This window comes from Mesorhizobium sp. M7A.F.Ca.AU.002.02.1.1, from assembly GCF_003998535.1.
GTDB lineage: Bacteria > Pseudomonadota > Alphaproteobacteria > Rhizobiales > Rhizobiaceae > Mesorhizobium > Mesorhizobium ciceri.
The window spans coordinates 1-20,532 of the sequence record NZ_RZPB01000025.1 but is presented as its reverse complement, the minus strand read 5'-3'; the positions used below and the strand labels follow the sequence as shown (position 1 = coordinate 20,532).

The 20,532-nt window shown below is 61.0% G+C and carries 21 protein-coding genes; 12 read left to right on the top strand and 9 right to left on the bottom strand.

The window, feature by feature from the left end; all coding sequences use genetic code 11:
• Together EN879_RS03425 and EN879_RS03420 are read right to left on the bottom strand one after the other, a co-directional pair.
• A partial coding sequence (locus EN879_RS03425; RefSeq protein ID WP_127273946.1) for a LacI family DNA-binding transcriptional regulator occupies positions 1-557 on the bottom strand: 557 nt, incomplete at its 3' end.
• Between the two features lie 275 nt (positions 558-832).
• The gene (locus tag EN879_RS03420; protein ID WP_281034581.1) at positions 833-2,116 is read right to left on the bottom strand and encodes a dicarboxylate/amino acid:cation symporter; all 1,284 of its coding nucleotides are present in this window, start codon (positions 2,114-2,116) and stop codon (positions 833-835) included.
• Between the two features lie 706 nt (positions 2,117-2,822).
• On the opposite strand from EN879_RS03420, the gene EN879_RS03415 reads away from it, so the two are divergent.
• Positions 2,823-3,212 carry a hypothetical protein gene (locus EN879_RS03415; protein WP_024505560.1) on the top strand — a complete coding sequence of 130 codons (390 nt, stop codon included), beginning with the start codon at positions 2,823-2,825 and terminating at the stop codon, positions 3,210-3,212.
• 189 nt (positions 3,213-3,401) lie between these two features.
• Here the strand turns inward: EN879_RS03415 and EN879_RS03410 are convergent, their stop codons facing one another.
• The 3 genes from EN879_RS03410 to EN879_RS03405 form a co-directional block, all read right to left on the bottom strand.
• Positions 3,402-3,647: a hypothetical protein gene (locus EN879_RS03410; protein WP_063169243.1), complete on the bottom strand. Its 246-nt coding sequence runs from the start codon at positions 3,645-3,647 to the stop codon at positions 3,402-3,404.
• A 174-nt stretch (positions 3,648-3,821) separates the two neighbouring features.
• The gene (locus tag EN879_RS40540) at positions 3,822-3,956 is read right to left on the bottom strand and encodes a hypothetical protein (protein WP_256754986.1); all 135 of its coding nucleotides are present in this window, start codon (positions 3,954-3,956) and stop codon (positions 3,822-3,824) included.
• Positions 3,949-4,419 (bottom strand): hypothetical protein, encoded by a 471-nt coding sequence (locus EN879_RS03405; RefSeq protein WP_224570941.1) that lies wholly within the window; start codon positions 4,417-4,419, stop codon positions 3,949-3,951. The genes EN879_RS40540 and EN879_RS03405 overlap by 8 nt, the downstream gene beginning before the upstream one ends.
• Before the next feature lie 599 nt (positions 4,420-5,018).
• Between EN879_RS03405 and EN879_RS39710 the strand changes: the two genes are divergently transcribed.
• Positions 5,019-5,267: a DUF6074 family protein gene (locus EN879_RS39710; RefSeq protein ID WP_063169245.1), complete on the top strand. Its 249-nt coding sequence runs from the start codon at positions 5,019-5,021 to the stop codon at positions 5,265-5,267.
• A 365-nt stretch (positions 5,268-5,632) separates the two neighbouring features.
• Here EN879_RS39710 and EN879_RS03395 read toward each other — a convergent pair whose 3' ends face one another.
• The 4 genes from EN879_RS03395 to panB form a co-directional block, all read right to left on the bottom strand.
• The gene (locus tag EN879_RS03395) at positions 5,633-6,265 is read right to left on the bottom strand and encodes an acyl-homoserine-lactone synthase (protein WP_063169246.1); all 633 of its coding nucleotides are present in this window, start codon (positions 6,263-6,265) and stop codon (positions 5,633-5,635) included.
• 92 nt (positions 6,266-6,357) lie between these two features.
• Complete coding sequence (locus EN879_RS03390) at positions 6,358-7,077, bottom strand: LuxR family transcriptional regulator (RefSeq protein WP_063169247.1); 720 nt, start codon at positions 7,075-7,077, stop codon at positions 6,358-6,360.
• 98 nt (positions 7,078-7,175) lie between these two features.
• Positions 7,176-8,084, bottom strand: coding sequence for a pantoate--beta-alanine ligase (gene panC / locus EN879_RS03385; RefSeq protein WP_063169248.1), 909 nt, complete (start codon positions 8,082-8,084; stop codon positions 7,176-7,178).
• A complete protein-coding gene (gene panB / locus EN879_RS03380; RefSeq protein WP_063169249.1) occupies positions 8,081-8,917 on the bottom strand; it encodes a 3-methyl-2-oxobutanoate hydroxymethyltransferase in 837 nt (278 codons plus the stop codon). The genes panC and panB overlap by 4 nt, the downstream gene beginning before the upstream one ends.
• 171 nt (positions 8,918-9,088) lie before the next feature.
• Between panB and EN879_RS03375 the strand changes: the two genes are divergently transcribed.
• The 10 genes from EN879_RS03375 (at position 9,089) to EN879_RS03330 (ending at position 20,482) form a co-directional block, all read left to right on the top strand.
• On the top strand, positions 9,089-10,051 hold the full coding sequence (locus EN879_RS03375; RefSeq protein WP_024505567.1) for a membrane protein: 963 nt from the start codon (positions 9,089-9,091) through the stop codon (positions 10,049-10,051).
• A gap of 62 nt (positions 10,052-10,113) precedes the next feature.
• Positions 10,114-11,088, top strand: a complete 975-nt coding sequence (nadA, locus tag EN879_RS03370; protein WP_063169250.1) for a quinolinate synthase NadA — start codon at positions 10,114-10,116, stop codon at positions 11,086-11,088.
• Entirely contained in the window at positions 11,085-12,626 is a 1,542-nt protein-coding gene (locus tag EN879_RS03365; RefSeq protein ID WP_063169251.1) for an L-aspartate oxidase, read from the top strand. The genes nadA and EN879_RS03365 overlap by 4 nt, the downstream gene beginning before the upstream one ends.
• 1 nt (position 12,627) lies before the next feature.
• A complete protein-coding gene (nadC, locus tag EN879_RS03360; protein WP_063169252.1) occupies positions 12,628-13,509 on the top strand; it encodes a carboxylating nicotinate-nucleotide diphosphorylase in 882 nt (293 codons plus the stop codon).
• 174 nt (positions 13,510-13,683) lie between these two features.
• On the top strand, positions 13,684-14,652 hold the full coding sequence (gene bioB / locus EN879_RS03355; RefSeq protein WP_224570943.1) for a biotin synthase BioB: 969 nt from the start codon (positions 13,684-13,686) through the stop codon (positions 14,650-14,652).
• The gene (locus tag EN879_RS03350; RefSeq protein ID WP_024505572.1) at positions 14,649-15,788 is read left to right on the top strand and encodes an 8-amino-7-oxononanoate synthase; all 1,140 of its coding nucleotides are present in this window, start codon (positions 14,649-14,651) and stop codon (positions 15,786-15,788) included. The genes bioB and EN879_RS03350 overlap by 4 nt, the downstream gene beginning before the upstream one ends.
• On the top strand, positions 15,785-16,420 hold the full coding sequence (gene bioD, locus EN879_RS03345; protein ID WP_063169254.1) for a dethiobiotin synthase: 636 nt from the start codon (positions 15,785-15,787) through the stop codon (positions 16,418-16,420). Before EN879_RS03350 ends, bioD begins: the two co-directional genes overlap by 4 nt.
• Complete coding sequence (locus tag EN879_RS03340) at positions 16,420-17,685, top strand: adenosylmethionine--8-amino-7-oxononanoate transaminase (RefSeq protein ID WP_063169255.1); 1,266 nt, start codon at positions 16,420-16,422, stop codon at positions 17,683-17,685. The genes bioD and EN879_RS03340 overlap by 1 nt, the downstream gene beginning before the upstream one ends.
• Positions 17,682-18,665, top strand: a complete 984-nt coding sequence (locus tag EN879_RS03335; protein WP_063169256.1) for a beta-ketoacyl-ACP synthase III — start codon at positions 17,682-17,684, stop codon at positions 18,663-18,665. The genes EN879_RS03340 and EN879_RS03335 overlap by 4 nt, the downstream gene beginning before the upstream one ends.
• A gap of 173 nt (positions 18,666-18,838) precedes the next feature.
• Positions 18,839-20,482 carry an MFS transporter gene (locus tag EN879_RS03330; protein WP_063169257.1) on the top strand — a complete coding sequence of 548 codons (1,644 nt, stop codon included), beginning with the start codon at positions 18,839-18,841 and terminating at the stop codon, positions 20,480-20,482.
• The last annotated feature ends 50 nt before the right edge of the window (positions 20,483-20,532 follow it).

Sequence of the window (20,532 nt, the reverse complement as noted above, 5' to 3'; positions counted from 1 at the left end):
CGTCCGACCTTGCTGTTGTTGAGGCCGATGTAGCCCTCGCGCACGCCATCGGCGAAGTCGGATAGCAGCGAAAATACCGGGATACCTTTCGCCTTGAGCTCCTCGACTGATGCTGTGATTTTCGGGTGATCGGCCGCCACCATGGCGATCGCCTGGCAGCGGCTCCCAAGGTCCTTAAGAAGCGGGAGCAGGTCACGCGGCAAATGTGACTGCGCGAACTCGATGATCGGAAGGCCGTGGAAGGATTTAGCCATACTGACCGACTCTTCGATCTTGCGAGCGAAATCTTGGTAGAAATCGTGGGTAGGTTTTCTCAAGATGAAGCCCAGCTTGTAGTGCGGCAGGTGCTGCTGCAAGCGCTGTTTGATGAGACCGGCAGCATGATAGCCGATCGCGTGCGCGGCCGCATGGACCCGCTGGGCGGTCTCCTCTCGCACCGGAAGGCGGACGTTCAGAACCCGATCGACTGTTGCTACGCTGACTCCGGCTTCGCGGGCGAGATCGGCTATTGTGACGCGCTTTCCCCTAGCGATTCTGATCGGCCGGTCCTCCATCATCCGGTGCGCTCCCGCGACGGCTTGGGGCGGCAAGCTGAAATAGTTCCCCCACCCCGCGGATAGCGCATTCGACGAACAGCGCTCCATGCGCACCCAGATGAGTCTCCGTGAACCGTTCGTTTGCTTAGGGGCTTCATGGTGTTGTATTACTCACTGCGTTAGTACTCTATTTCCAGCGCTCTTTGGAGGCTGGCAATTCGACTGTTGTGTCAAGGCCGCTACTTACACGTCGCGCTGTTGCGATCTTGCTTGCGGGGAGCCAGTTTGATGTAACCCTAACCGCGGAAAGCGGTTTCCATCCGTGACTGGTCCAATTCGCCTTCCCAGCGAGCGACAACGAGCGATGCCACCGCATTACCGACTAAATTCGTCAGCGCGCGGCATTCCGACATGAAGCGGTCCACGCCAAGAATTAGAGCCATTCCGGCAACGGGAACACTCGGCACGACAGAGAGAGTAGCGGCCAATGTGATGAAGCCGGCGCCGGTGACGCCTGCCGCACCCTTCGAGGAAAGCATCGCAATTAGCAGCAGGAGGATCTGATCGGCAATTGACAAATCTGTGTTCGTCGCCTGGGCGATGAAGAGGGCGGCGATCGTCATGTAGATATTGGTACCGTCCAGATTGAATGAGTATCCAGTAGGGATGACGAGACTTACGACCGAACGGGCGGCGCCGGCCTTCTCCATCTTCTCCATTAGCGAGGGCAGCGCGGCCTCCGAGGAGGACGTTGCCAGGACAAGCAGCAGCTCGTCCTTGATGTAGCGGACGAGAGAAAAGATCGAGAAGCCGTTGTAGCGGCAGACCGCGCCGAGAACCCCGAACACGAAGAGGAAGGCGGTAAGATAGAACGTCGCGACCAGTATCGCGAGGTTGGCCACCGAACCGATTCCGTATTTGCCGATCGTAAAGGCCATTGCGCCGAAGGCGCCGATGGGTGCAGCCTTCATCAGAATGCCGACGAGCTTAAAAATGGGGGCGGTAAGCGCCTGGAGAAAGGTAACGACCGGCCTGCTCGTCTCTCCGGTCATCGCCAAAGCAATGCCGAACAGGACCGAGAAGAACAGGACTTGCAGGATGTCGCCTTCCGCGAAGGCACTGGCAATCGTTGACGGGATGATGTTCATCAGGAAGCTGGTCACGGACTGCTCGTGAGCCGTGGCCACATAGCCCTTAACGGCTTCGACATCGAGCGAGGCCGGATCGATGTTGAGGCCGGCGCCAGGCTGAACGATATTCGCGACAATCAGCCCGACAAGGAGTGCTAGCGTCGAGAAGGTAAGGAAATAAACCATCGCCTTGGCGGCAACTCGGCCGACCTTCTGCAGATCGCTCATGCCGGCAATGCCGGTCGCCATTGTCAGGAAGATGACAGGTACGGTGATTATCTTGACGACATCGACGAAGGCATCGCAGAGCGGCTTCAGGCTGTGGCCGGTCTCCAAATGGAAATAGCCGATTGCGGCACCCAGGATTATGGCGGCAAGTACCTGCACGTAGGTCCGGGCAAAATGGCGCTTGCGGGGCGCTAAGATCGCGCGGGGAACTCTTGGAACCAACACCGTCTCTCTCCTTGACCGGATCGGGGTGGGGCTCCTCCCTCTCCCATGCAGTGCTCCGGTCGAACGCTGCGCCCACTTCGGCGCAAACGATGTGCCAAATAGCAAGAGGGGAAAACGCGCAGGACCTCACGCAATGCTTGCGATTCGCTCTCCCACACTCGTGCAGTGGTTGCCTGTCGCAACTATGGAAGGGTCGATTCTGGGAACTCCAAAGGCCGCTCTTTGCGTCGACGCAGCTTGGCTGCCTGGAAGGTTCCCTCTTTGCCTTGCGGTCTGCGAGCTGGGTCCAGATGGTCATCATTTGGCTGCGCGCTGCACGGGGCTCGAAAGATTCAATCGAGGACGGGTCCTCTTGGAAAACGGGGGCAGCGTTGGTCAAGCCCTTCCACCCTGCTGTCCCAATGGTGTTCAGAAGCTCAGTTCACGATCAAGCGATGGATCAGCGTCATCTGGCGTTTGCGCCATCGCGGCGGCGTTGCAACGGGTCTGCCAAAGATGAGCAGGCCGCGAGGCAGGGTCCGAGACCTAGACTCCAACCTCATAGCGCGCTCGGCTCGCGTTCGGAAGGTTCGAACCGCAGCACGATCAGGTGGCGACACCGTTGGTCGGAACCGGAACCCGACGAATGATCGTTCGTGACCGACATCTGTGAACAAGCAGTATGTGTCATTGCAATCACCACCCGTTGCGCGGAAATGCCCATATGGCCGTGAATGAACTGGATTTGGTGATTTTCCAGATGGCGGTGGAAAGCGTCCGCTTGCTCTCTTCAAGCTTTGATGAGAAGGCGGCTGAGATAGCCACGAGGAGCCGTGGTAGCCTTCTTTTTGACGTGCGGGTGGACGGTGACCTGGAGGTCCAGCGAGTCGCAGCCATTGGATATCCAGGCGACAAGATCGGTGTGGTGGCATTGGACCGAGAGGGCCTTGTTAGCTGTTGTTGCCTTGTCAATGGCACCTTCTCACCTTTCATTGCACCGTTGGAGAACTGGACCAGCATGCCCCTTTCGATGCAGGCCCAGATCGATGTCACAGGCTATGCGAGGCTCCTTCTGGCCGCCTTGCGAAATGCTGGACATATGCTGGACAGGTAGCATCGCGATGATGTCTGTGATGAGATGGTGCAAACGGCTGGATGAGGCGATCGCTTGCTGGCAGCTTTGGCAACAAAGCGATCGGTGAGTTCGCAATGCTGGAACACGTCCTTTAGACTCTGCAGTTAAGTTAGCGGACTACCATCTGACGAATGCCCTCTGACAGTCTGCATGGCGCGGCATGCCCTCTTAGGAATGCAGCCGTGGTTCTACACCATCGGCTGTTTTTGTGTCGAAGGCGACGGGCACGCCATGAACGAAGGAAGCGGCCGCCAACAGTTCCTCCAACTCGCGGTCGGTGGCCTTGCATGCCGGCATTAGTGTTCGGATGGCGCGGATCGCCTGCGCCATGGAGAGAAAGCGGACCCTTCCCCTGGAAAGGACATAGGCTTCTGCGGCTTTTTCGACGGTGACGGTGTGAAACGAATTGGTCATGACGAATTCCTCCCTGAACCCTGACCAACCCGACTTATGGCACGAATTCGACCGCCTTCAAGCCTATGTCCGATTGCGGACAATCGCTGCGATTCGTTCAAAACCGCTGATGCTTTTGGGCGACCTGGTGAGGGGCAAGGAGACGTCGGCTGAACCCGTTTCAACCGACATGCTTCAGGCAGCGGCCAGGCCGAAATAACGCTGCTCCTCCTTGTCATAAGCGCCATGTGTGAGCTTTATCAATCCGGCACGGTCGATGATCGTGATCTCGCCGCGCTTGGCGTGCACCAGTCCTCGATACTCAAGCATTTGCAGGGCCGTGGTGACCCCGGGCGGTGGGCGCGAGCATGGTCGCCAGAAATTCATGCGTCGGGAGGATCTTATCTCCTTCCGCACGGTCGTGGACCATCAGCTGCCAGCGGGCCAGCCGTTCTTCGACCTTGGAGTGGCCATTGACCAGTGCCGTCCGGCATGATTGGACGAGGAACGCGTGGGCATAGTCCAGCACTGAGGTGCGAAGCGACGGGCTAATCGCAGGGCGAAGGTTTTCAACCGGCAGGCGCCAGGTAGTGCTTTCCTTTCCGAGAATGACGGCAATTCCTTTCATCCCGTCATAGCCGACAATGCCGACTTCACCTTGCCGCCCGCCGGTCATGGTGGCGACCACCGACGCGATGCCCCTCTCGGGAAAATATACGTTCTTGATCGGCTGATGCGCGACCTCCAACTTGTCCTTGATGCCCGGTTCGACGTGATGCAGCGATGGTCGCAAAAGCGCGAAGTCCTGCGGGGTGAGGGCTTCAGCACCTGGTCGCGAAAGAGGGATCGGGCAAGGCTCTCTTCCAACGGGGCAAGAGCGCGTACGTCTTACTGTCGGCTGCACCGAAGTAAATGCCGGCCGATGCCAAAGCATAGGCTTCGAAACGCGCGATTGCAAAGCCCTGTCGGGGCAGTGCAGTCATGCTAGAAGTCGCGCCGCCTACGATAGGCAGCGGATGACATGATTCCCTTCTGCGGCGGCCACCAAGAACGGCTCGGGCACGCTTTAATCGTTCATACACAAGCTCGCAGGAATGTAAGCAGCGGAACAGTCGGGTGATTCGTACCGCCCTGCCCTTTCAGAGATCAAGTCATTGGACGTCAATTCGGCTGGAACGCCTCGTCGAACGGCCCAGGAAAATGCAGCCGGATGAGCAATGGTGGTTCACCTTATGTGCGGTCCCGGATATGCGGTCCGGCGGCTCATCTCCCAATGGCTTGTCGATGGGGAAGTGGAACTCGTCATGTCGCCGCGAACCGTCACCGCGCTAGCGGGGCTCTTTTGAAGACGCCGGTGTTTTTCTTTGTGGAACTGAATCTGTGAGGTGATTGATGCATGAATCAAACATTTGCGTATTTCCGCTGCATCGGCGACGTATATTGGTCGAAAGTATCGCCCAGGCCCTCGAGACCAAGAACGGCGAGGCGGCGAGCGCGTTCTGGCGCTGTGCCGCCAAGAAAATGCTCATTCAATTGTCCGATGTAGGAATTGCGCCAGAGCTCGCTGCGCAGGAGGTTGGAAGCCTTCTTCATGCGGTCTTGGACGACATGGCCAACCGAACGGTAATGCACAAAGCATAGGCTCGGGCGCTGTTGGACCGCGCGTCAGCTCGGGTCCTTATCGGGGGACTGCTCCGACTGGCCGACGGTCCGGCCAAACCGGCATACCGGCAAAGCTTTGAGGTTGCGATCGCTCACGGCGGCCGGTCCAATATTCTAAGACGACCTCAGAAGCCACGTTGGCTTCTTTGGACGAAGCGGAGGGGCGCCATTTTGGCGTGCTCACGCTGGACTGCGGGTTGCGCCTACGGAAATCCAAAGTCCGGCCGCGCGAGCCAATCGACCGGAACAGTCGAAAGCTCGTGGGGCGGGTCCGCTCACCCTCACGGCGGCGGTGGCGGCCGTGAGCAGACTTAACTCAAGTCACGGCTGAGCATCCGCAGGCGCTATGCCGATTGGATGAGAACTGGTTGCCACAACACCGGCCCGTTGAGGCGTCCCCTCCAGCGGATGCGCAAGAGACTGGCGTAGGAAATATCGAGGAAGCCGGCGACTGCCTCGGTGTTGCCGACCTGCTTGGGCTGTCCGATACGTGACAACGGCCAGGTCGCGAGACGAAGGATCCTTTCGATGCGCGTATCTGTCACCGTTACGATCCCGGAGAGATTGTTGGCCAAGCCGAATTCGATGATCCCCGCGAAGAGCTCGTAGGTTGCTTGGGCCAGGCCGCCAGCTGCCTTCGGCGCTGTCGCAGGGAGATCGAGCGCGAAACGACTACTCTCCCAGATATCGGCACTCGCAGGGACCACCATCTCATCCAGCAGCGTCGGAAACGTATCGCGCAACATTGTCGGTCCGGTGGTCGGCAAAAGGCGGACGCAGCCGCAAGTTCGCCAATCGGACCCCTTGAGAAGCAGGTAGACGGGGTTCAGGCTGTCAAACGAGTCCGTTTCCATTTCGCCTTCGGTCTGCACTTCCCAATCGAGCCGCTTCTTGAAAACCCGATACCTAAGTCCGTGCATTTCCTTGAGTTCGCTCGCAAACTCGGCGTAGCAGTCGGGTGTTATCAGCTGCATCATTGTCGTCTCCGTGCGGGATGTGTCCACGCAATCGAAGGGCAAAGCCGTCATGAATGCAGCCTGTAGACCTTTACAGCTAGACTTGGAGAGGATCAGGATCTCGCCCGAGCAGCCATCCGCACTACGGCCTGGTTGATGGTTCGCACGCCAAGCTTCGCCTTGGCGTTTTCCTGATGGAAGGTCACGGTGCGTTTCGAGACACCGAGAATCTGGCTGATATCCCAGGCCGACTTGCCGCACGCCGCCCATTTCAGGCACTCGAACTCCCGCCGGGTGAGCATTATGCCATCTACCACGCAATCTTCGGCGAGCCTGCGCCGGGCATGGATATGAACGTTGATCGCAACCAGTTGCATTGCTTTTTCGTAGCGCGTCAGCGACCTCAGAAATGGCGGATGCGCCTCGTTGGAGGCGAAGGTCAGTGCGGCGAACCGGCCGCGATGATCATGCATCGACATGGTCAGTCCGCCGCGAATGCCGAACTCAGCTGCTTTTTCCAGGACTTCCTGCTGAGAGGTCGGCAAATAACGGTGATCGCGGTCCACACCCCAGTCGAAGGTATCCCAGCCCCGCAGTCCCCGCAGGATCACGGGATCCACGCTGTGGTAGCGCTGTTGCAGGTAATGTGATGTCCATGATGATGGATAATTCGAGATCAATCGCGGCCTGTCGCCGGAAGCGGATGGGTAGGTGAAATAAGCGAAGAGCGGAAAGTCGAACCCGGCTGCGGCGGACGCCATTGCCTCATGGAGATCGACGGCATCGACGCTTGCAGAGAGTTGCTCGACCAAGGTTTCAAATACGCGATGCATCTGCGCTTAGCGTACCTCGCGGAGGTTGCTGGAAGCCGACGGAGACGTGGTTCTAAATGATGGCCTGTCCCTGCAGGGCATACGACGCGCCGCCGTCATCACCGCAATTGCTGTGCTGCTTCCGATTGGAGAGAGCTCCGCCCACCTGACCAACTACCGATGGGTGATATTGCGACGTTATCGATGAGCCGCGTGTCGCCAAGCCAAGCCGCAGCAAGCAAGCGTGCCGGTCGGTCAAGGCTTGCTAACGATTGCAGGTCTGTTTCTCCGCGAAGCTCCAGGTATTCGAGCTCGCGATAGCCGGCAGCCAGAATTGCTGCACGCGCTTCATCAAGCGTAGGCAGGATGGGGGAGCCGCGTGCAAGCCGCTCGGCCGTATCGAGCAGGACCGATGCTAGTTTTGGGGCAATGGCGCGTTGGGCTGGGGAGAGCCGCACGTTACGCGACGATAGCGCAAGACCATCGGCTTCGCGGACTGTCGGACAGGGCACAATAGTGATCGGAATGTCGAGATCCCGGACCAAGCGCCTGACAAGCTGAAGTTGCTGAAAATCCTTTTCGCCAAAAAAGGCGAAGTCAGCGCCGGCCTGCAGGAAGAGCTTGGCCACGACCGTCGCCACGCCATTGAAATGGCCGAGCCGGAATGCGCCGCAAAGGCATTCGCTGATGCCGGACACTGAAACGGCCGTGGCGAAGCCCACCTGGTACATTTCCTCTGTGTCCGGCACATAGAGCAGATGCGTGCCCAGCAGAGCGAGCTTGGCAGCATCGTCGCTTTCCGTCCGAGGGTAGGCAATCAGGTCGGCGGGGCTGTTGAACTGCTTGGGGTTTACGAACAGCGTCACGATCACCCGCTCGGCCCTTTCGAGCGCCTTCCGCACGAGGCTCAGATGCCCGTCGTGCAAGGCTCCCATGGTCGGCACAATACCGATCGTGGCACCCGAGCGACGCCATTGCGCAACGACGCCGCGCAGCTCGCTCACGGTTCGAGCGATCGGCACGCTCATGTGAAGTCACCGGCCTTCAAGGCGTTGACATAGAGATGTTCGACCGCCGGAAAGTGCCGGTTCCGCATATCGGTGGCGTAAGCGGCGATTGCCGCCTCAGCCTGCTCACCGAGCTCGGCATAGCGTTTGACGAACTTCGGCCGAAATGAGGTGAAGAGCCCGAGCATATCGTGGCTCACCAGAATCTGGCCGTCGCAAGCTGGCGAGGCACCGATGCCGATGGTGGGTATGTCGATATCGGCGGTTATCTGCCGTGCAAGCTGCTCCGGTATCTTTTCCAGCACCAAGGAGAAGGCGCCAGCTTCAGTTACCGCCCTGGCGTCGCGCCTGATCCGCTCTGCATCGGCTCCCCGGCCCTGCACACGATAGCCTCCAAACGTGTTTACCGCCTGCGGCGTCAGGCCCACATGGGCCATGACAGGTACGCCGCGCGCGGTAAGGAAGCGGATGGTTTCCGCGATGGTCTCGCCGCCCTCGATCTTTACCGCTGAACAACCGGTCTCACCCATCACGCGCGCAGCGTTGCCGAAAGCGTGCTCTGGGCTTTCCTCGTAGGAACCGAAGGGCAGGTCGACGACCATCAGCGCGTGTTCAAGGCCGCGGCGAACGGCCTGTCCGTGCATGATCATCATGTCGAGCGTGACCCCCAGCGTCGACGACAGGCCGTGCAGCACCATGCCGACGCTGTCGCCGACAAGAACGATGTCGCAGTGGCGATCGAGCAGCCTCGCGACCGGCGTGGTGTAGGCCGTCAAGCATACAAGTGGCGTCTGGCCTTTTCGCGATCGAATATCTGGAGGAGTCATCCCTTTTATCTCACCAGCCGCGCTCAACCGAGGCCCCTTCCCTTACGTTACCAACAGCGGGTGTCGCGTTTGGCATATTTTTGTGCGACTGCGAAGAGCTAAAAACAGCGCTTGAGTACTCCGGTGTTGACGTGCTGGCTTCCAAGGTTACATTCAATCGATTAAGGCGCTCCGTTGGGCCAACCCGCTTTCGCAAACATGGATCCTCAGACAAGAAGAACCAAGAAAGGCAAAGCCGCCGTCAAAGCTGACGAAGCCAAAGTGGACCTGACTGCCGTCGTGGTCGCCGTAAACGACAGTGAGCCCTGTGTCCTCACAGTCGGTCATGCGGACACCCTCCCTTCTGGACCTTTTGCCCTTGAGCATCGATCACTGCAGTCGGGTTTGAGGGGGTGGGTGGAGCAGCAGACCGGCCATGCACTTGGATACATCGAGCAACTCTACACCTTCGCCGATCGCGATCGCATCGGCACTGAGCGCCACCAGCGCGTCATCTCAATCAGCTATCTCGCATTGACCAGGAAGGAACAGGCAACGAACTCGGCCGCGTGCGGCTGGCAAAGTTGGTACGAATATTTTCCCTGGGAGGACCACCGCTTCGGCACGCCGCCTGTGCTGCTCGATAGATTGCGGCCCCGCCTGATTGAGTGGGCCGGCGGCGCCAGCGAGCCGACCACTCAACGCGAGCGCCGGCAGCGCGCTGCGATAGCCTTCGGCTTCGACGACCGCCATTGGAACGAGGAACTCACGCTCCAACGCTACGAGTTGCTCTATGAAGCTGCTCTGATTGAGGAGGCCGGTGGCGGCAGGGACGCGATTGCGGCCGCGGCTGGCAAACCAATGGTCGCTGACCACCGTCGTATTCTGGCAACCGGGATCGCGCGGCTGCGTTCGAAGATCAAATACCGGCCGGTCGTGTTCGAGCTTATGCGGCCTTCCTTCACGCTGCTGCAACTGCAGCGAACCGTGGAAGCTTTGGCTGGCAGGCTGATCAACAAGCCGAACTTCCGGAGATTGGTCGAGCAGCAGGAACTTGTTGAGGAGACCGGGGAGACCTCCCTCGACACGGGCGGCCGACCGGCGAAGCTTTATCGCTTCCGGCATGCCGTCCTCGACGACAGGGCTATCGCCGGGACAAAATTACCGCTGGCGCGGGCTTGACATACTTATAGTCAAGGTAGATATATTCCCTTATTGTCAAACCGAATATAATCGAGGCGCCAATGACTGGGGCGTTACCTATGGCTGCGTCCTTGTATGAGCGTGTCCGGCGGGTGATCCCACCCGTTGAATGGCCCGCGTTCGCCGGCGATATTGAAGCCATCTTAGCGCTGAAGCGTGAGCGCAATGCGGTGGTGCTGGCGCACAATTACCAGACGCCCGAAATTTTTCATTGCGTGGCAGACATCGTCGGCGACAGCCTGGCGTTGGCCCACAAGGCGGTGACGGTCGACGCCGACATCATCGTGGTTGCCGGCGTTCATTTCATGGCCGAGACGGCAAAACTGCTCAATCCGAACAAGACCGTGCTCATCCCGGATCTCCGCGCCGGCTGCTCGCTGGCCGAATCGATCACGGCAAACGACGTGCGGCTAATGCGGCTGCGGTATCCGGGGGTCCCCGTTGTTACTTACGTCAACACTTCCGCCGCCGTAAAAGCGGAGTCCGACATCTGCTGCACGTCCGGCAACGCCAAGGCGGTGGTGGAATCGCTTGGCGTGGCGCGTGTGCTGATGCTCCCGGACGAATATCTGGCGAGGAACGTGGCAGCCGATACAGACGTCGAGATCATCGCCTGGAAAGGCCATTGCGAGGTGCATGAGCGCTTCACCGCAGCAGACATCCGGGAACTGCGCGATGCCCATCCAGGCGTCATCGTGCTGGCCCATCCAGAATGCCCACCAGACGTTGTCGCGGAGGCGGAGTTCTCCGGCTCGACCGCGGCGATGTCGGATTATGTCGAGCGTGAGAAACCGAAGCGTGTCGTCCTTCTGACCGAATGTTCGATGAGCGACAACGTCGCGGTCGCGCATCCCGACGTCGAGTTCGTTCGCCCATGCAATCTGTGCCCGCACATGAAGCGCATCAACCTGGCCAACATTCGCGCCGCACTCGAGCAGAACCGGCATGAGGTCCGGATTGATCCCGAAATTGCCGGCCCCGCCCGCCGCGCGGTCGAGCGCATGCTTTCCCTATGAGTCTGGAGGTTCGCGAAATCGCGGGGGCGCCGGTCGTCATCGGCGGCGGCATTGCCGGCCTGATGACGGCGCTTCATCTGGCGCCGGAACCGGTCGTGCTTTTGACCAACGCGCCGCTTGGAACCGGAGCCTGCAGTGAACTTGCCCAGGGCGGTCTTGCGGCAAGTCTCGGGGGCGACGACGGCCCAGATTTTCACCTTTGCGACACGATAGCTGCCGGCGACGGACTCTGCGATGAGGCCACGGTGCGGCGAGTGGTACGAGCTGCACCCGAAGCGATTAGGACGATCCAAAGGTTCGGCGTCGACTTCGACCAGCACCCTGACCGCGCGTTGCGACTTGGGCTCGAGGCGGCACACTCGCGACGGCGGATTGTGCATGCAGCCGGCGACGCCACCGGTCGCGAGTTGGTGCGCGCGCTCGTCGCCGCGGTTCGGCGTACAGCCTCGATCACCATTATCGAAAATGTGGAGGTCCGCCGGCTGGTCGTGCAGGACGGGTCGGTCATCGCCGTGGTCGCAGCAGGACGAGCCGGCGCGCTCGCTCTGCCCACGCGTCGCGCGGTGCTGGCGACCGGCGGCGTCGGCGGGCTGTTTTGCGACACGACAAACCCCGCTGGCTCATGGGGTCACGGGCTGGCGCTCGCCGCATGGGCGGGGGCGGAACTCGCCGACTTGGAATTCATACAGTTCCATCCAACTGCGCTCGACGGTCCGCGCCGGCCGATGCCGCTGGTGAGCGAAGCCGTGCGTGGCGAAGGCGCGGTGCTCATCGATGAGCGAGGAGAGCGCTTCCTCGCCGACACACCTGGCGGTGAACTTGCGCCTCGCGACGTCGTAGCGCGCGCCATTTGGCACCAGCTTGCCGTTGGACGCCGCGTATTCCTGGACGCACGGCAAAGTCTCGGCCCGAGATTTGGCAAGCGTTTTCCAGGCATCGCCGAATTGTGCCGGAGCGCAGGAATCGACCCAGCGACCGACCTGATCCCGGTGCGCCCGGCGGCACATTATCACATGGGCGGCGTCGCCGTAGACAGCGCCGGCCGCAGCTCCATCGAGGGATTGTGGGCCTGCGGTGAGGTGGCCTGTACCGGCCTGCACGGCGCCAACCGCCTGGCCAGCAACTCGCTCACCGAAGCGGCGGTCACCGCGAGCTGGGTTGCCGAAAGCGTTGCCGGCACGTCGTATACCCGGCGACCGCGCAGATGCTCCACATTCGTCCCTCCACGACCAGACGCTTCCGTGGTCCGCCCGATTGTCTCCGCCGCCCTGGGTATCATCCGCGACGGCGAGGCAATGCGCGAAGCGGTGGCGACCCTGCTGCCGATCGCAGCCAATAGTGTCGCTGCCTCTGGTCCGGCTTTGGTCTCACTGATGATCGCCGCGGCGGCCCTGAGGCGGGAAGAGAGTCGAGGCGCGCACTGTCGGTCCGATTTCCCGCTCCACGATGCCAACGTGCGCCCATCACGGCTGACACTGCACAGCGCAATGCGGGCCGCGGCCGCACTCGATTGCCGGGCTACCATACGGAGCACTTGATATGACTTCATTCTCCCCCCTCCCCGCGACCCTGATCGAACCGATTGTGCGCGTTGCGCTCCTCGAAGACCTGGGCAGATCCGGCGACCTGACCACCGATGCGGTTATCCCGTATGATTGCACTGCCACGTTGGTGCTCAAAGCGAGGCAGGCGGGCGTCGTTGCCGGGCTCGATCTGGTCTCGTATGCCTTCCTTCTCGTGGAACCGGCGATCAACATCCAGATCTGGCGCCCTGATGGCAGCGAGGTTGGGGCCGGGGAAACCATTGCAAGATTGTCCGGACCCGCACGAGGCCTGCTCACGGCCGAACGCACGGCCCTCAATTTCTTATGCCGGCTGAGCGGCATTGCCACTGCCACAGCGGCCATGGTTGAGGCCGTGCGCGGTCACAAGGCGAGGATTGTATCGACGCGAAAGACGACGCCCGGGCTGCGGGCATTGGAGAAATACGCCGTGCGCGTCGGCGGCGGTGCCAATCACCGGTTCGGCCTCGATGACGGCGTGCTCATAAAGGACAACCACATCGCGATCGCCGGCGATATGCGCACAGCAATAGAGCGGGCGCGCGCCGCAGCAGGGCATATGGTGAAGGTCGAGGTCGAGGTCGACACGCTGAAGCAGCTCGATGCAGCGCTCGCGATTGGTGTTGACGCGGTGCTGCTCGACAATATGTCGGTCGAGGATCTTGCCCGCGCGGTTTCTATAGTGGATGGCCGTACGATCACCGAGGCGTCCGGTCGGGTGATGCCGAAAACGGCGGCGGCGATTGCGGCGACCGGTGTCGATCTCATCTCCATGGGTTGGCTGACGCACAGCGCCCCGATCCTCGACATCGGCCTGGACATGCCGGACCACCAGAACATCTGCAAGCACTTGAACTGAGGATTACGGCGTGAGGAGCAACATCAGCTCGGCAGGCGTAGGAGGTGCTGGAAAGACGTGCCGCAGCTCGCCTTTAGCGAGTGCGCCCCAAAGCCAAGAAGGCGTACCGGACTAGCAAACAAAGGTTTGACGATGACGATTGGAATGAACTCGGAGTTCGACGTGAACCAGACCATGCAATCGGTCGACGGAACGCCTCCGCGATGGAACCGCAAAGAGGCCGAGGCCATCTACGGCATGCCATTCAACGATCTGCTGTTCCTGGCTCAGACGATCCACCGCCAGAACTTCGATCGAAACCGAGTGCAGCTGTCGCGGCTCCTTAGCATCAAGACCGGCGGGTGCCCCGAAGATTGCGGCTATTGCAGCCAGTCTGCGCATTACGAAACCGGTGTGAAGGCGTCGAAGCTGGTGGACGTCAAGCATGTCATCGACGAAGCGGCCAAGGCGCGTGATGGCGGCGCAACGCGCTATTGCATGGGCGCGGCGTGGCGAAGTCCCAAGGAGCGCGACATGGACGTTGTGGTCGCCATGATTGAGGGCGTCAAGGCCCTCGGCATGGAGACCTGCATGACGCTCGGCATGCTCGATCTTGAGCAAGCTGCTCGCCTGAAGCAGGCCGGTCTCGACTACTATAACCACAACATCGATACCTCTGAGCGCTACTATGGCGAGGTTATTTCAACCAGGACTTTTGCCGACCGGCTGAAAACGCTTGGGCACGTGCGCGCGGTTGGGATGAAAGTCTGCTGCGGCGGCATTGTCGGGATGGGAGAAGAAAAGACCGATCGCATCGACATGCTGGTCACGCTCGCGAACCTGCCCGAGCCGCCGGAAAGCGTGCCGATCAACATGCTTATTCCCATCGAAGGCACGCCGCTTGCCGCGGCCGACGCCATCGATCCGATCGATTTCGTCCGCATCGTTGCGCTCGCGCGGGTGATGATGCCGAAATCCTATGTAAGGCTGTCCGCCGGCAGGACGGCGATGAGCGACGAAACGCAGGCGCTGTGCTTCTTTGCCGGCGCCAATTCGATCTTTGTCGGCGACACGCTGCTGACGGCGGGAAATCCCGGCGAGGACAAGGATACCCTTCTGTTCCGGCGCCTCGGCATTGAGCCTATGGAACTCGCCACGCAATGAAGGAGGCAATTCTTGCCCGCTATGACGCAACCTTGCGGGGACTGGGGCGCAAGGACCGGTTGCGGACGCTCGCACCGCGCGCCGGGCTCGACTTCTCGTCGAACGACTATATCGGACTTGCCGCCTCCAAAAGACTGGGCGATGCGGTTTCGACGGCGATTGCGCGGGGCACGCCAGTGGGCGCCACCGGATCGCGGCTGTTGCGCGGCAATGCACCGGAACATGAGCAACTGGAGGCGGACGCAGCGGCATTTTTCGGAGCCGAGCGTGCACTGTTCTTCGGCAGCGGCTATATCGCCAACTTCGCTCTGCTGACGGCCCTGCCGCAGAAAGGCGACCTGCTGGTCCTCGACGAGCTCGCTCATGCCAGCATGCATGAGGGTGCCCAGGCCGGGCGCGCTGAGTTCAAGCTGGCCGCGCACAACGACGTCGACGCTGTCGAGGACGCAATCACCCGCTGGCGCGCCGAAGGCGGCATGGGGCGGGTGTGGATCGCCTTCGAAAGCCTTTACAGCATGGATGGCGACCGTGCGCCGATGGAGAGCCTGGTCGCGCTGGCTGATCGGTACCAGGCATTCATCGTCGTCGATGAAGCGCATGCCACCGGCGTCTGGGGACCGGACGGCCGGGGACTGGCCGCCGCGTATGAAGGCCGCGACAACATCGTCACGCTCCACACATGCGGCAAGGCGCTTGGCGCATCCGGCGCGCTCGTTACCGGACCGCGAACACTGTGCGACTATCTTATCAACCGGTGCCGGCCATTCATCTATGCGACCGCACCATCGCCGCTGATGGCAGTCGCGGCACGTGAGGCGCTGACTATTCTGTCTGACGAGCCTATGCGTCGTGCTCAGTTGCACGAGCGTGTCGCTTTCGCGAGCCGGCAATTGGCCGAACGCTGCGGCGTGATGCCCAGCGGCTCGCAGATCCAGCCGCTTGTGATCGGCGATAACAGCCGCACCATGGCGGTGGCGGCAGGACTGCAGGCACGCGGCTTCGACATACGCGGCATTCGCCCGCCGACAGTGCCTGAGGGTACGTCGCGCCTGCGCATTTCGCTGACTCTCAACGTCGACGAAGCCGACATTTCCGCCATGGTCGAGGCTCTCGTCGGAGTGTTGGCCACAGCATGACCAAACGCATCGTCGTCACCGGAACAGACACTGGAATTGGCAAGACAGTGTTTTCGGCCGGACTTGCCGGGCTGCTCGACGGCTTCTACTGGAAGCCGGTGCAATCGGGCCTCAACGAGGAGACCGACAGCGAGGTCGTCGCCCGGCTTTCCGGCTTGCCCGACGGACGCGTGCTGCCCGAAGTCTATCGACTGACGATGCCGCTGTCGCCGCATCGATCAGCCGAAATCGACGGCGTCGCGATCGAGGCCGACGATCTTTCATTTCCGGTCCTGCCGACACCGCTCGTCATCGAAGGCGCCGGCGGGCTGATGGTGCCGCTCAATCGACAGACAAGGTTCATTGACATATTCGAACAATGGCGGCTGCCGGTCATACTGTGCGCCCGCACCGCGCTTGGCACCATCAATCATACGCTGTTGTCGATCGAGGCCCTGAGAGCCCGCTCCATCCCGCTCATCGGCATTGCCTTCATTGGCGAAGAGGTGGCCGATACACAAAGGACAATCGTGGAATTCGGCGGCGTGCCGCAGCTGGGCAGGCTGCCGCACCTCGGTCCGCTGACGGGTGAAACGTTGAGAGATGCAATGATTTCCGGCTTCGACCTGGCCATGATTGCCGGAGGCGACTGATGGCGGAGTCTCGAGTCTGGCATCCGTTCACGCAGCACGCGCTAGAGCCCTCGCTCCCTGAAATCGTGCTGACTGAAGGCGCCTATCTCCACAAGGCCGACGGCTTCCGCATCCTCGATGCGATTTCTTCCTGGTGGGTCGTCACCCATGGCCATCGCCACCCCCGCATCATGAAGGCCATCGAGACGACCGCCTCGAGCCTCGACCAGATCATCTTCGCGGGCTTCACCCACGAGCCGGCCGAACGGCTGGCCGAGGCGCTTGTAGGCATCGCACCCGCCGGCCTCCACCGGGTGTTCTATTCCGACAGTGGCTCGACCTCAGTCGAAGTCGCGCTGAAGATGGCGCTCGGCTATTTCCGTAACATCGGCGCGTCGCGTTCGCGCATCGCCGTCATGGAGCACAGCTATCATGGCGACACCATCGGCACGATGAGCGTCGGCGCCCGTGGCGTCTTCAACGCCGCCTATGAGCCTTTGCTGTTCGAGGTCGACACCATCCCCTTCCCGGCCGCCGGGCGCGAGCAGGAAACGCTGGATCGGTTCGAGGCCGTTAGCCGCGACCGGCGCGCAGCCGCGCTGATCGTCGAGCCGCTGGTGCTTGGCGCCGGCGGCATGCTGATGTATCCGGCCTGGGTTCTTGCCGAATTGAAGAGGATCGCCGAAGCCTCCGGCACGCTCGTGATCGCCGATGAAGTGATGACCGGCTGGGGGCGCACCGGAACCATGTTTGCCTGCGAACAGGCGTCCGTCTCGCCCGACATCTTGTGCACCTCGAAAGGTCTGACCGGTGGTACCATCCCGCTGGCCGCCACGATCGCCACCGATGCCATCTTCCACGCTCACTTTTCGGAGGATCGCAAGAAGACGTTTTTCCATTCGAGCTCCTACACCGCCAATCCGATCGCCTGCGCGGCAGCACTTGCCAATGTCGAGATCTGGCGTGACGAGCCGGTGGCCGAGCGGATCGCGGTCTTGAGCGCGAGGCAGGCCGCGGGGCTGCAACGCTTCCGGGACAATCCATATTTCACCGACTGCCGGACAACCGGCACCATCGCGGCACTCGACCTACGCACCGGCTCAGCCGGTTATCTGGCCGAGATCGGGCCAAAACTGCGCGCTTTTTTCCTTGAGCGCGGCCTGTTGGTGCGCCCGCTCGGCAATGTCCTCTATCTTCTGCCGCCCTATTGCATCACCAGCGACGAATTGGACGGGCTCTATGACGCGATAGAGGAGGCCGGCGAACGCTTCGGCTCGCGGCCATGAACCTATCGTCGCGCGTTCTCGGCTTCGGCCATCATGCGCCGACGCGCAAGGTCGAGAACCCGGAAATCGAAGACCGGCTCGGGCTTGAGCCCGGCTGGATCGAGCGGCGCACCGGAATTCGCTCGCGCTTCTGGGCAACAGACGAAGACACGCTGTCGGGCCTTGCCGCCTCTGCCGGCGACATGGCGCTGACCAATGCCGGTATCGACCGCGGCGACGTCGGTCTACTCTTGCTCGCCACGTCGACGCCCGATCACCTTCTGCCGCCAAGCGCGCCGCTGGTCGCACATCGGCTGGGGCTAGGCCGCGCCGGAGCGATCGACCTGACCGGCGCCTGCGCCGGCTTCATCTATGCGCTGATGTTCGCCGACGGGTTCACCCGCCTGCACGGCAAAGCGAGCCTTGTCATCGCCGCCAACATCCTCAGCCACCGCATCAATTTGGCCGAGCGCGCCAGCGCCGTGCTGTTTGCCGATGCCGCCGGCGCCATGGTGATCAGTCCTTGCGATGACCCGGATCGAGGCATTCTCGGCGCTTCGGTGGATTCCGACGGCTCGCGCTACGGGCTAATCCAGATTCCCGCCGGGGGAAGCAACACTCCGTTCCATGCCGACCTCGACCTCGCGCAGACACGGATGACGATCACTGACGGCCGTGAAGTATTCAGCAAGGCCGTGGAGATGATGACCGCCTGCTCGAGAGATGCGCTCACTGCTGCCCGACTGAGGCCGCAAGACCTCGATCGTTTCGTGCCGCATCAGGCCAATGCGCGCATTTTCGACGCGGTCGGCAGGAACCTCGGCATCGCTGATCACTCGATCGTCAAGACGATCGCCGAATATGGCAACTCTTCCGCCGCGACGATCCCGCTCTCATTGTCGCTGGCCCATCGGGCGCAGCCGTTTCGGCCTGGCGAGAAAGTCCTCTTGGCGGCAGCGGGTGCGGGTCTCAGCGGCGGCGCGCTTGTGGTGGGAATTTAGCAAAGCAATGCTTGCGCACAGGACTGCTCATGAATGAGACTATGAGAATGGCTCAATACGCAAATAGTCGCCGGCAAGCTCCATAGAGCTGGGGTCCGTGCGGTGCTCCGCGATGTCTAAGTATCGACCCGCTTGCTCAAATCGCAGCGCTCATCGAAGGCCAGCAATACCTCATGCAGAGCGAAAATCCCCAACCGCCCGTTTCAAAGACGCTCGCCCCATTTCGAAACAAGGTGTTTCGCTCAATTTGGGCGGCCACCCAGATTTCCAGCCTCGGTTGGCTAGTGCAAACGGTCGCCATCAGTTGGCTTATGGCAACGATTTCAGCGTCCGACCTCATGGTGGCACTCGTCCAGGCCGCATCCACATTGCCGGTGTTCTTCCTCTCAGTTTTCGCCGGAGCCATTGCCGACAACTTCAGCCGCCGGTGGGTGATGTTTGCGGGACACTGCCTGATAGCATCGGCGTCGACGACGCTGATGATTTCTGTGGGTCTGGGATTTGTCAGTCCTTGGCTGATTCTCGGGTTAGGTTTCCTGGCCGGCTGCGGCTTTGCCTTGAATGATCCGGCTTGGCACGCTTCGGTCGGCGATATCCTTCACAAACGCGACATTCCGGCCGCAGTGACGCTTATGTCCGTCGGATACAACATTGTGCGCAGCGTTGGTCCAGCCTTGGGGGGCGTGATCCTGGCCGTCTTTGGGCCGCTGGCCGCTTTCGCCTTGGCTGCGGTGAGTGATCTGGCGCCCATAAGCGCGATATGGCGCACCAAATGGGAGGTCCGCTCTTCGCCTCTCCCTCGTGAGAGAATGACGACGGCAATTCATGACGGAGTGCGCTTTACGGCGATGTCTTTGGAGATCAGGGCAGCGACCGCCCGAGCCGCTCTTTTCGGGTTGGCAAGCATCTCCATTCTGGCGTTGCTCCCCCTCGTCGTCCGGGATCAGTTGAAGAGTGGGCCAATTGTCTACGGTATCTTATTGGCCGGCTTCGGCATGGGTGCTTTCATCGCGGGTATGGGCAACGGCTTCTTGAGGAAGGTCACGTCTCAAAACAGGCTGGTGGCCTTCGCCTCTGTGGCTTGTGCAGTCTGTTGCCTCTCCCTTGCCCTTACATCGTCGCTTCCTGTGGCGGCCATTTCGCTGGCGCTCGGCGGAGCGGGTTGGCTTATCACCTGGACGGGCATTGACGTGTCGGTGCAGTTGGCAAGCCCAAGGTGGGTTGTAGGCCGCACGCTCTCCATTTACTACGCCTTGAGCGCAGGCGGTATGGCTGCTGGCAGCTGGATCTGGGGTTCTGTCGCGCAAAACTATTCCTTGACCTCAGCATTGGAGGGCGCCGCAGGCGCTCTGTTGCTGGTTGCAGCAGCGGGGATCGTGTTGCCGGTCCGTCCCTGGGAAGAAACCGATCAAGAAAGTTCAGTTTTTCATCCGCCGGACGTGGCTCTCGATCTGAAACCCAGAAGTGGCCCTATCGTGGCCAAGGTCGAGTATTTGATATCGGAGGAAAATATCGAGGCCTTTCTGGGCTCCATGCGCACGCGGCGACACGTCCAGAGCCGTGCCGGTGCACGAAACTGGACGCTCCAGCGAAATCTGCAAACACCGTCACTTTGGACGGAGACATTCCGCACCCCCACCTGGATGGACTTTCTCCGCCTAAATCATCGACTCACCGCAGCAGATAAGGAAGTCGCCCAGCATCTCCTGTCACTGCATGAAGGAGAGGTGCCTCCGCAGACAGTGCTTTCGATTGAACGGACGACCGAGGCAATTCGTACCCGTACCTCGACAATCTTTTCTCGTCCTCCAAGATGACGCCATCAAGCTGCTGTCCAGGGACAGGGTGGATCACCGGTGCTTTGCAG

Coding starts and splice junctions, on each gene's coding strand:
- EN879_RS03415 (WP_024505560.1), top strand. CDS start 2,823: ATGGCCGTGAATGAACTGGATTTGGTGATTTTCCAGATGGCGGTGGAA.
- EN879_RS03410 (WP_063169243.1), bottom strand. CDS start 3,647: ATGACCAATTCGTTTCACACCGTCACCGTCGAAAAAGCCGCAGAAGCC.
- EN879_RS40540 (WP_256754986.1), bottom strand. CDS start 3,956: ATGCTTGAGTATCGAGGACTGGTGCACGCCAAGCGCGGCGAGATCACG.
- EN879_RS39710 (WP_063169245.1), top strand. CDS start 5,019: ATGCATGAATCAAACATTTGCGTATTTCCGCTGCATCGGCGACGTATA.
- EN879_RS03395 (WP_063169246.1), bottom strand. CDS start 6,265: ATGATGCAGCTGATAACACCCGACTGCTACGCCGAGTTTGCGAGCGAA.
- EN879_RS03390 (WP_063169247.1), bottom strand. CDS start 7,077: ATGCATCGCGTATTTGAAACCTTGGTCGAGCAACTCTCTGCAAGCGTC.
- panC (WP_063169248.1), bottom strand. CDS start 8,084: ATGAGCGTGCCGATCGCTCGAACCGTGAGCGAGCTGCGCGGCGTCGTT.
- EN879_RS03375 (WP_024505567.1), top strand. CDS start 9,089: ATGGATCCTCAGACAAGAAGAACCAAGAAAGGCAAAGCCGCCGTCAAA.
- nadA (WP_063169250.1), top strand. CDS start 10,114: ATGACTGGGGCGTTACCTATGGCTGCGTCCTTGTATGAGCGTGTCCGG.
- EN879_RS03365 (WP_063169251.1), top strand. CDS start 11,085: ATGAGTCTGGAGGTTCGCGAAATCGCGGGGGCGCCGGTCGTCATCGGC.
- nadC (WP_063169252.1), top strand. CDS start 12,628: ATGACTTCATTCTCCCCCCTCCCCGCGACCCTGATCGAACCGATTGTG.
- bioB (WP_224570943.1), top strand. CDS start 13,684: ATGCAATCGGTCGACGGAACGCCTCCGCGATGGAACCGCAAAGAGGCC.
- EN879_RS03350 (WP_024505572.1), top strand. CDS start 14,649: ATGAAGGAGGCAATTCTTGCCCGCTATGACGCAACCTTGCGGGGACTG.
- bioD (WP_063169254.1), top strand. CDS start 15,785: ATGACCAAACGCATCGTCGTCACCGGAACAGACACTGGAATTGGCAAG.
- EN879_RS03340 (WP_063169255.1), top strand. CDS start 16,420: ATGGCGGAGTCTCGAGTCTGGCATCCGTTCACGCAGCACGCGCTAGAG.
- EN879_RS03335 (WP_063169256.1), top strand. CDS start 17,682: ATGAACCTATCGTCGCGCGTTCTCGGCTTCGGCCATCATGCGCCGACG.
- EN879_RS03330 (WP_063169257.1), top strand. CDS start 18,839: ATGCAGAGCGAAAATCCCCAACCGCCCGTTTCAAAGACGCTCGCCCCA.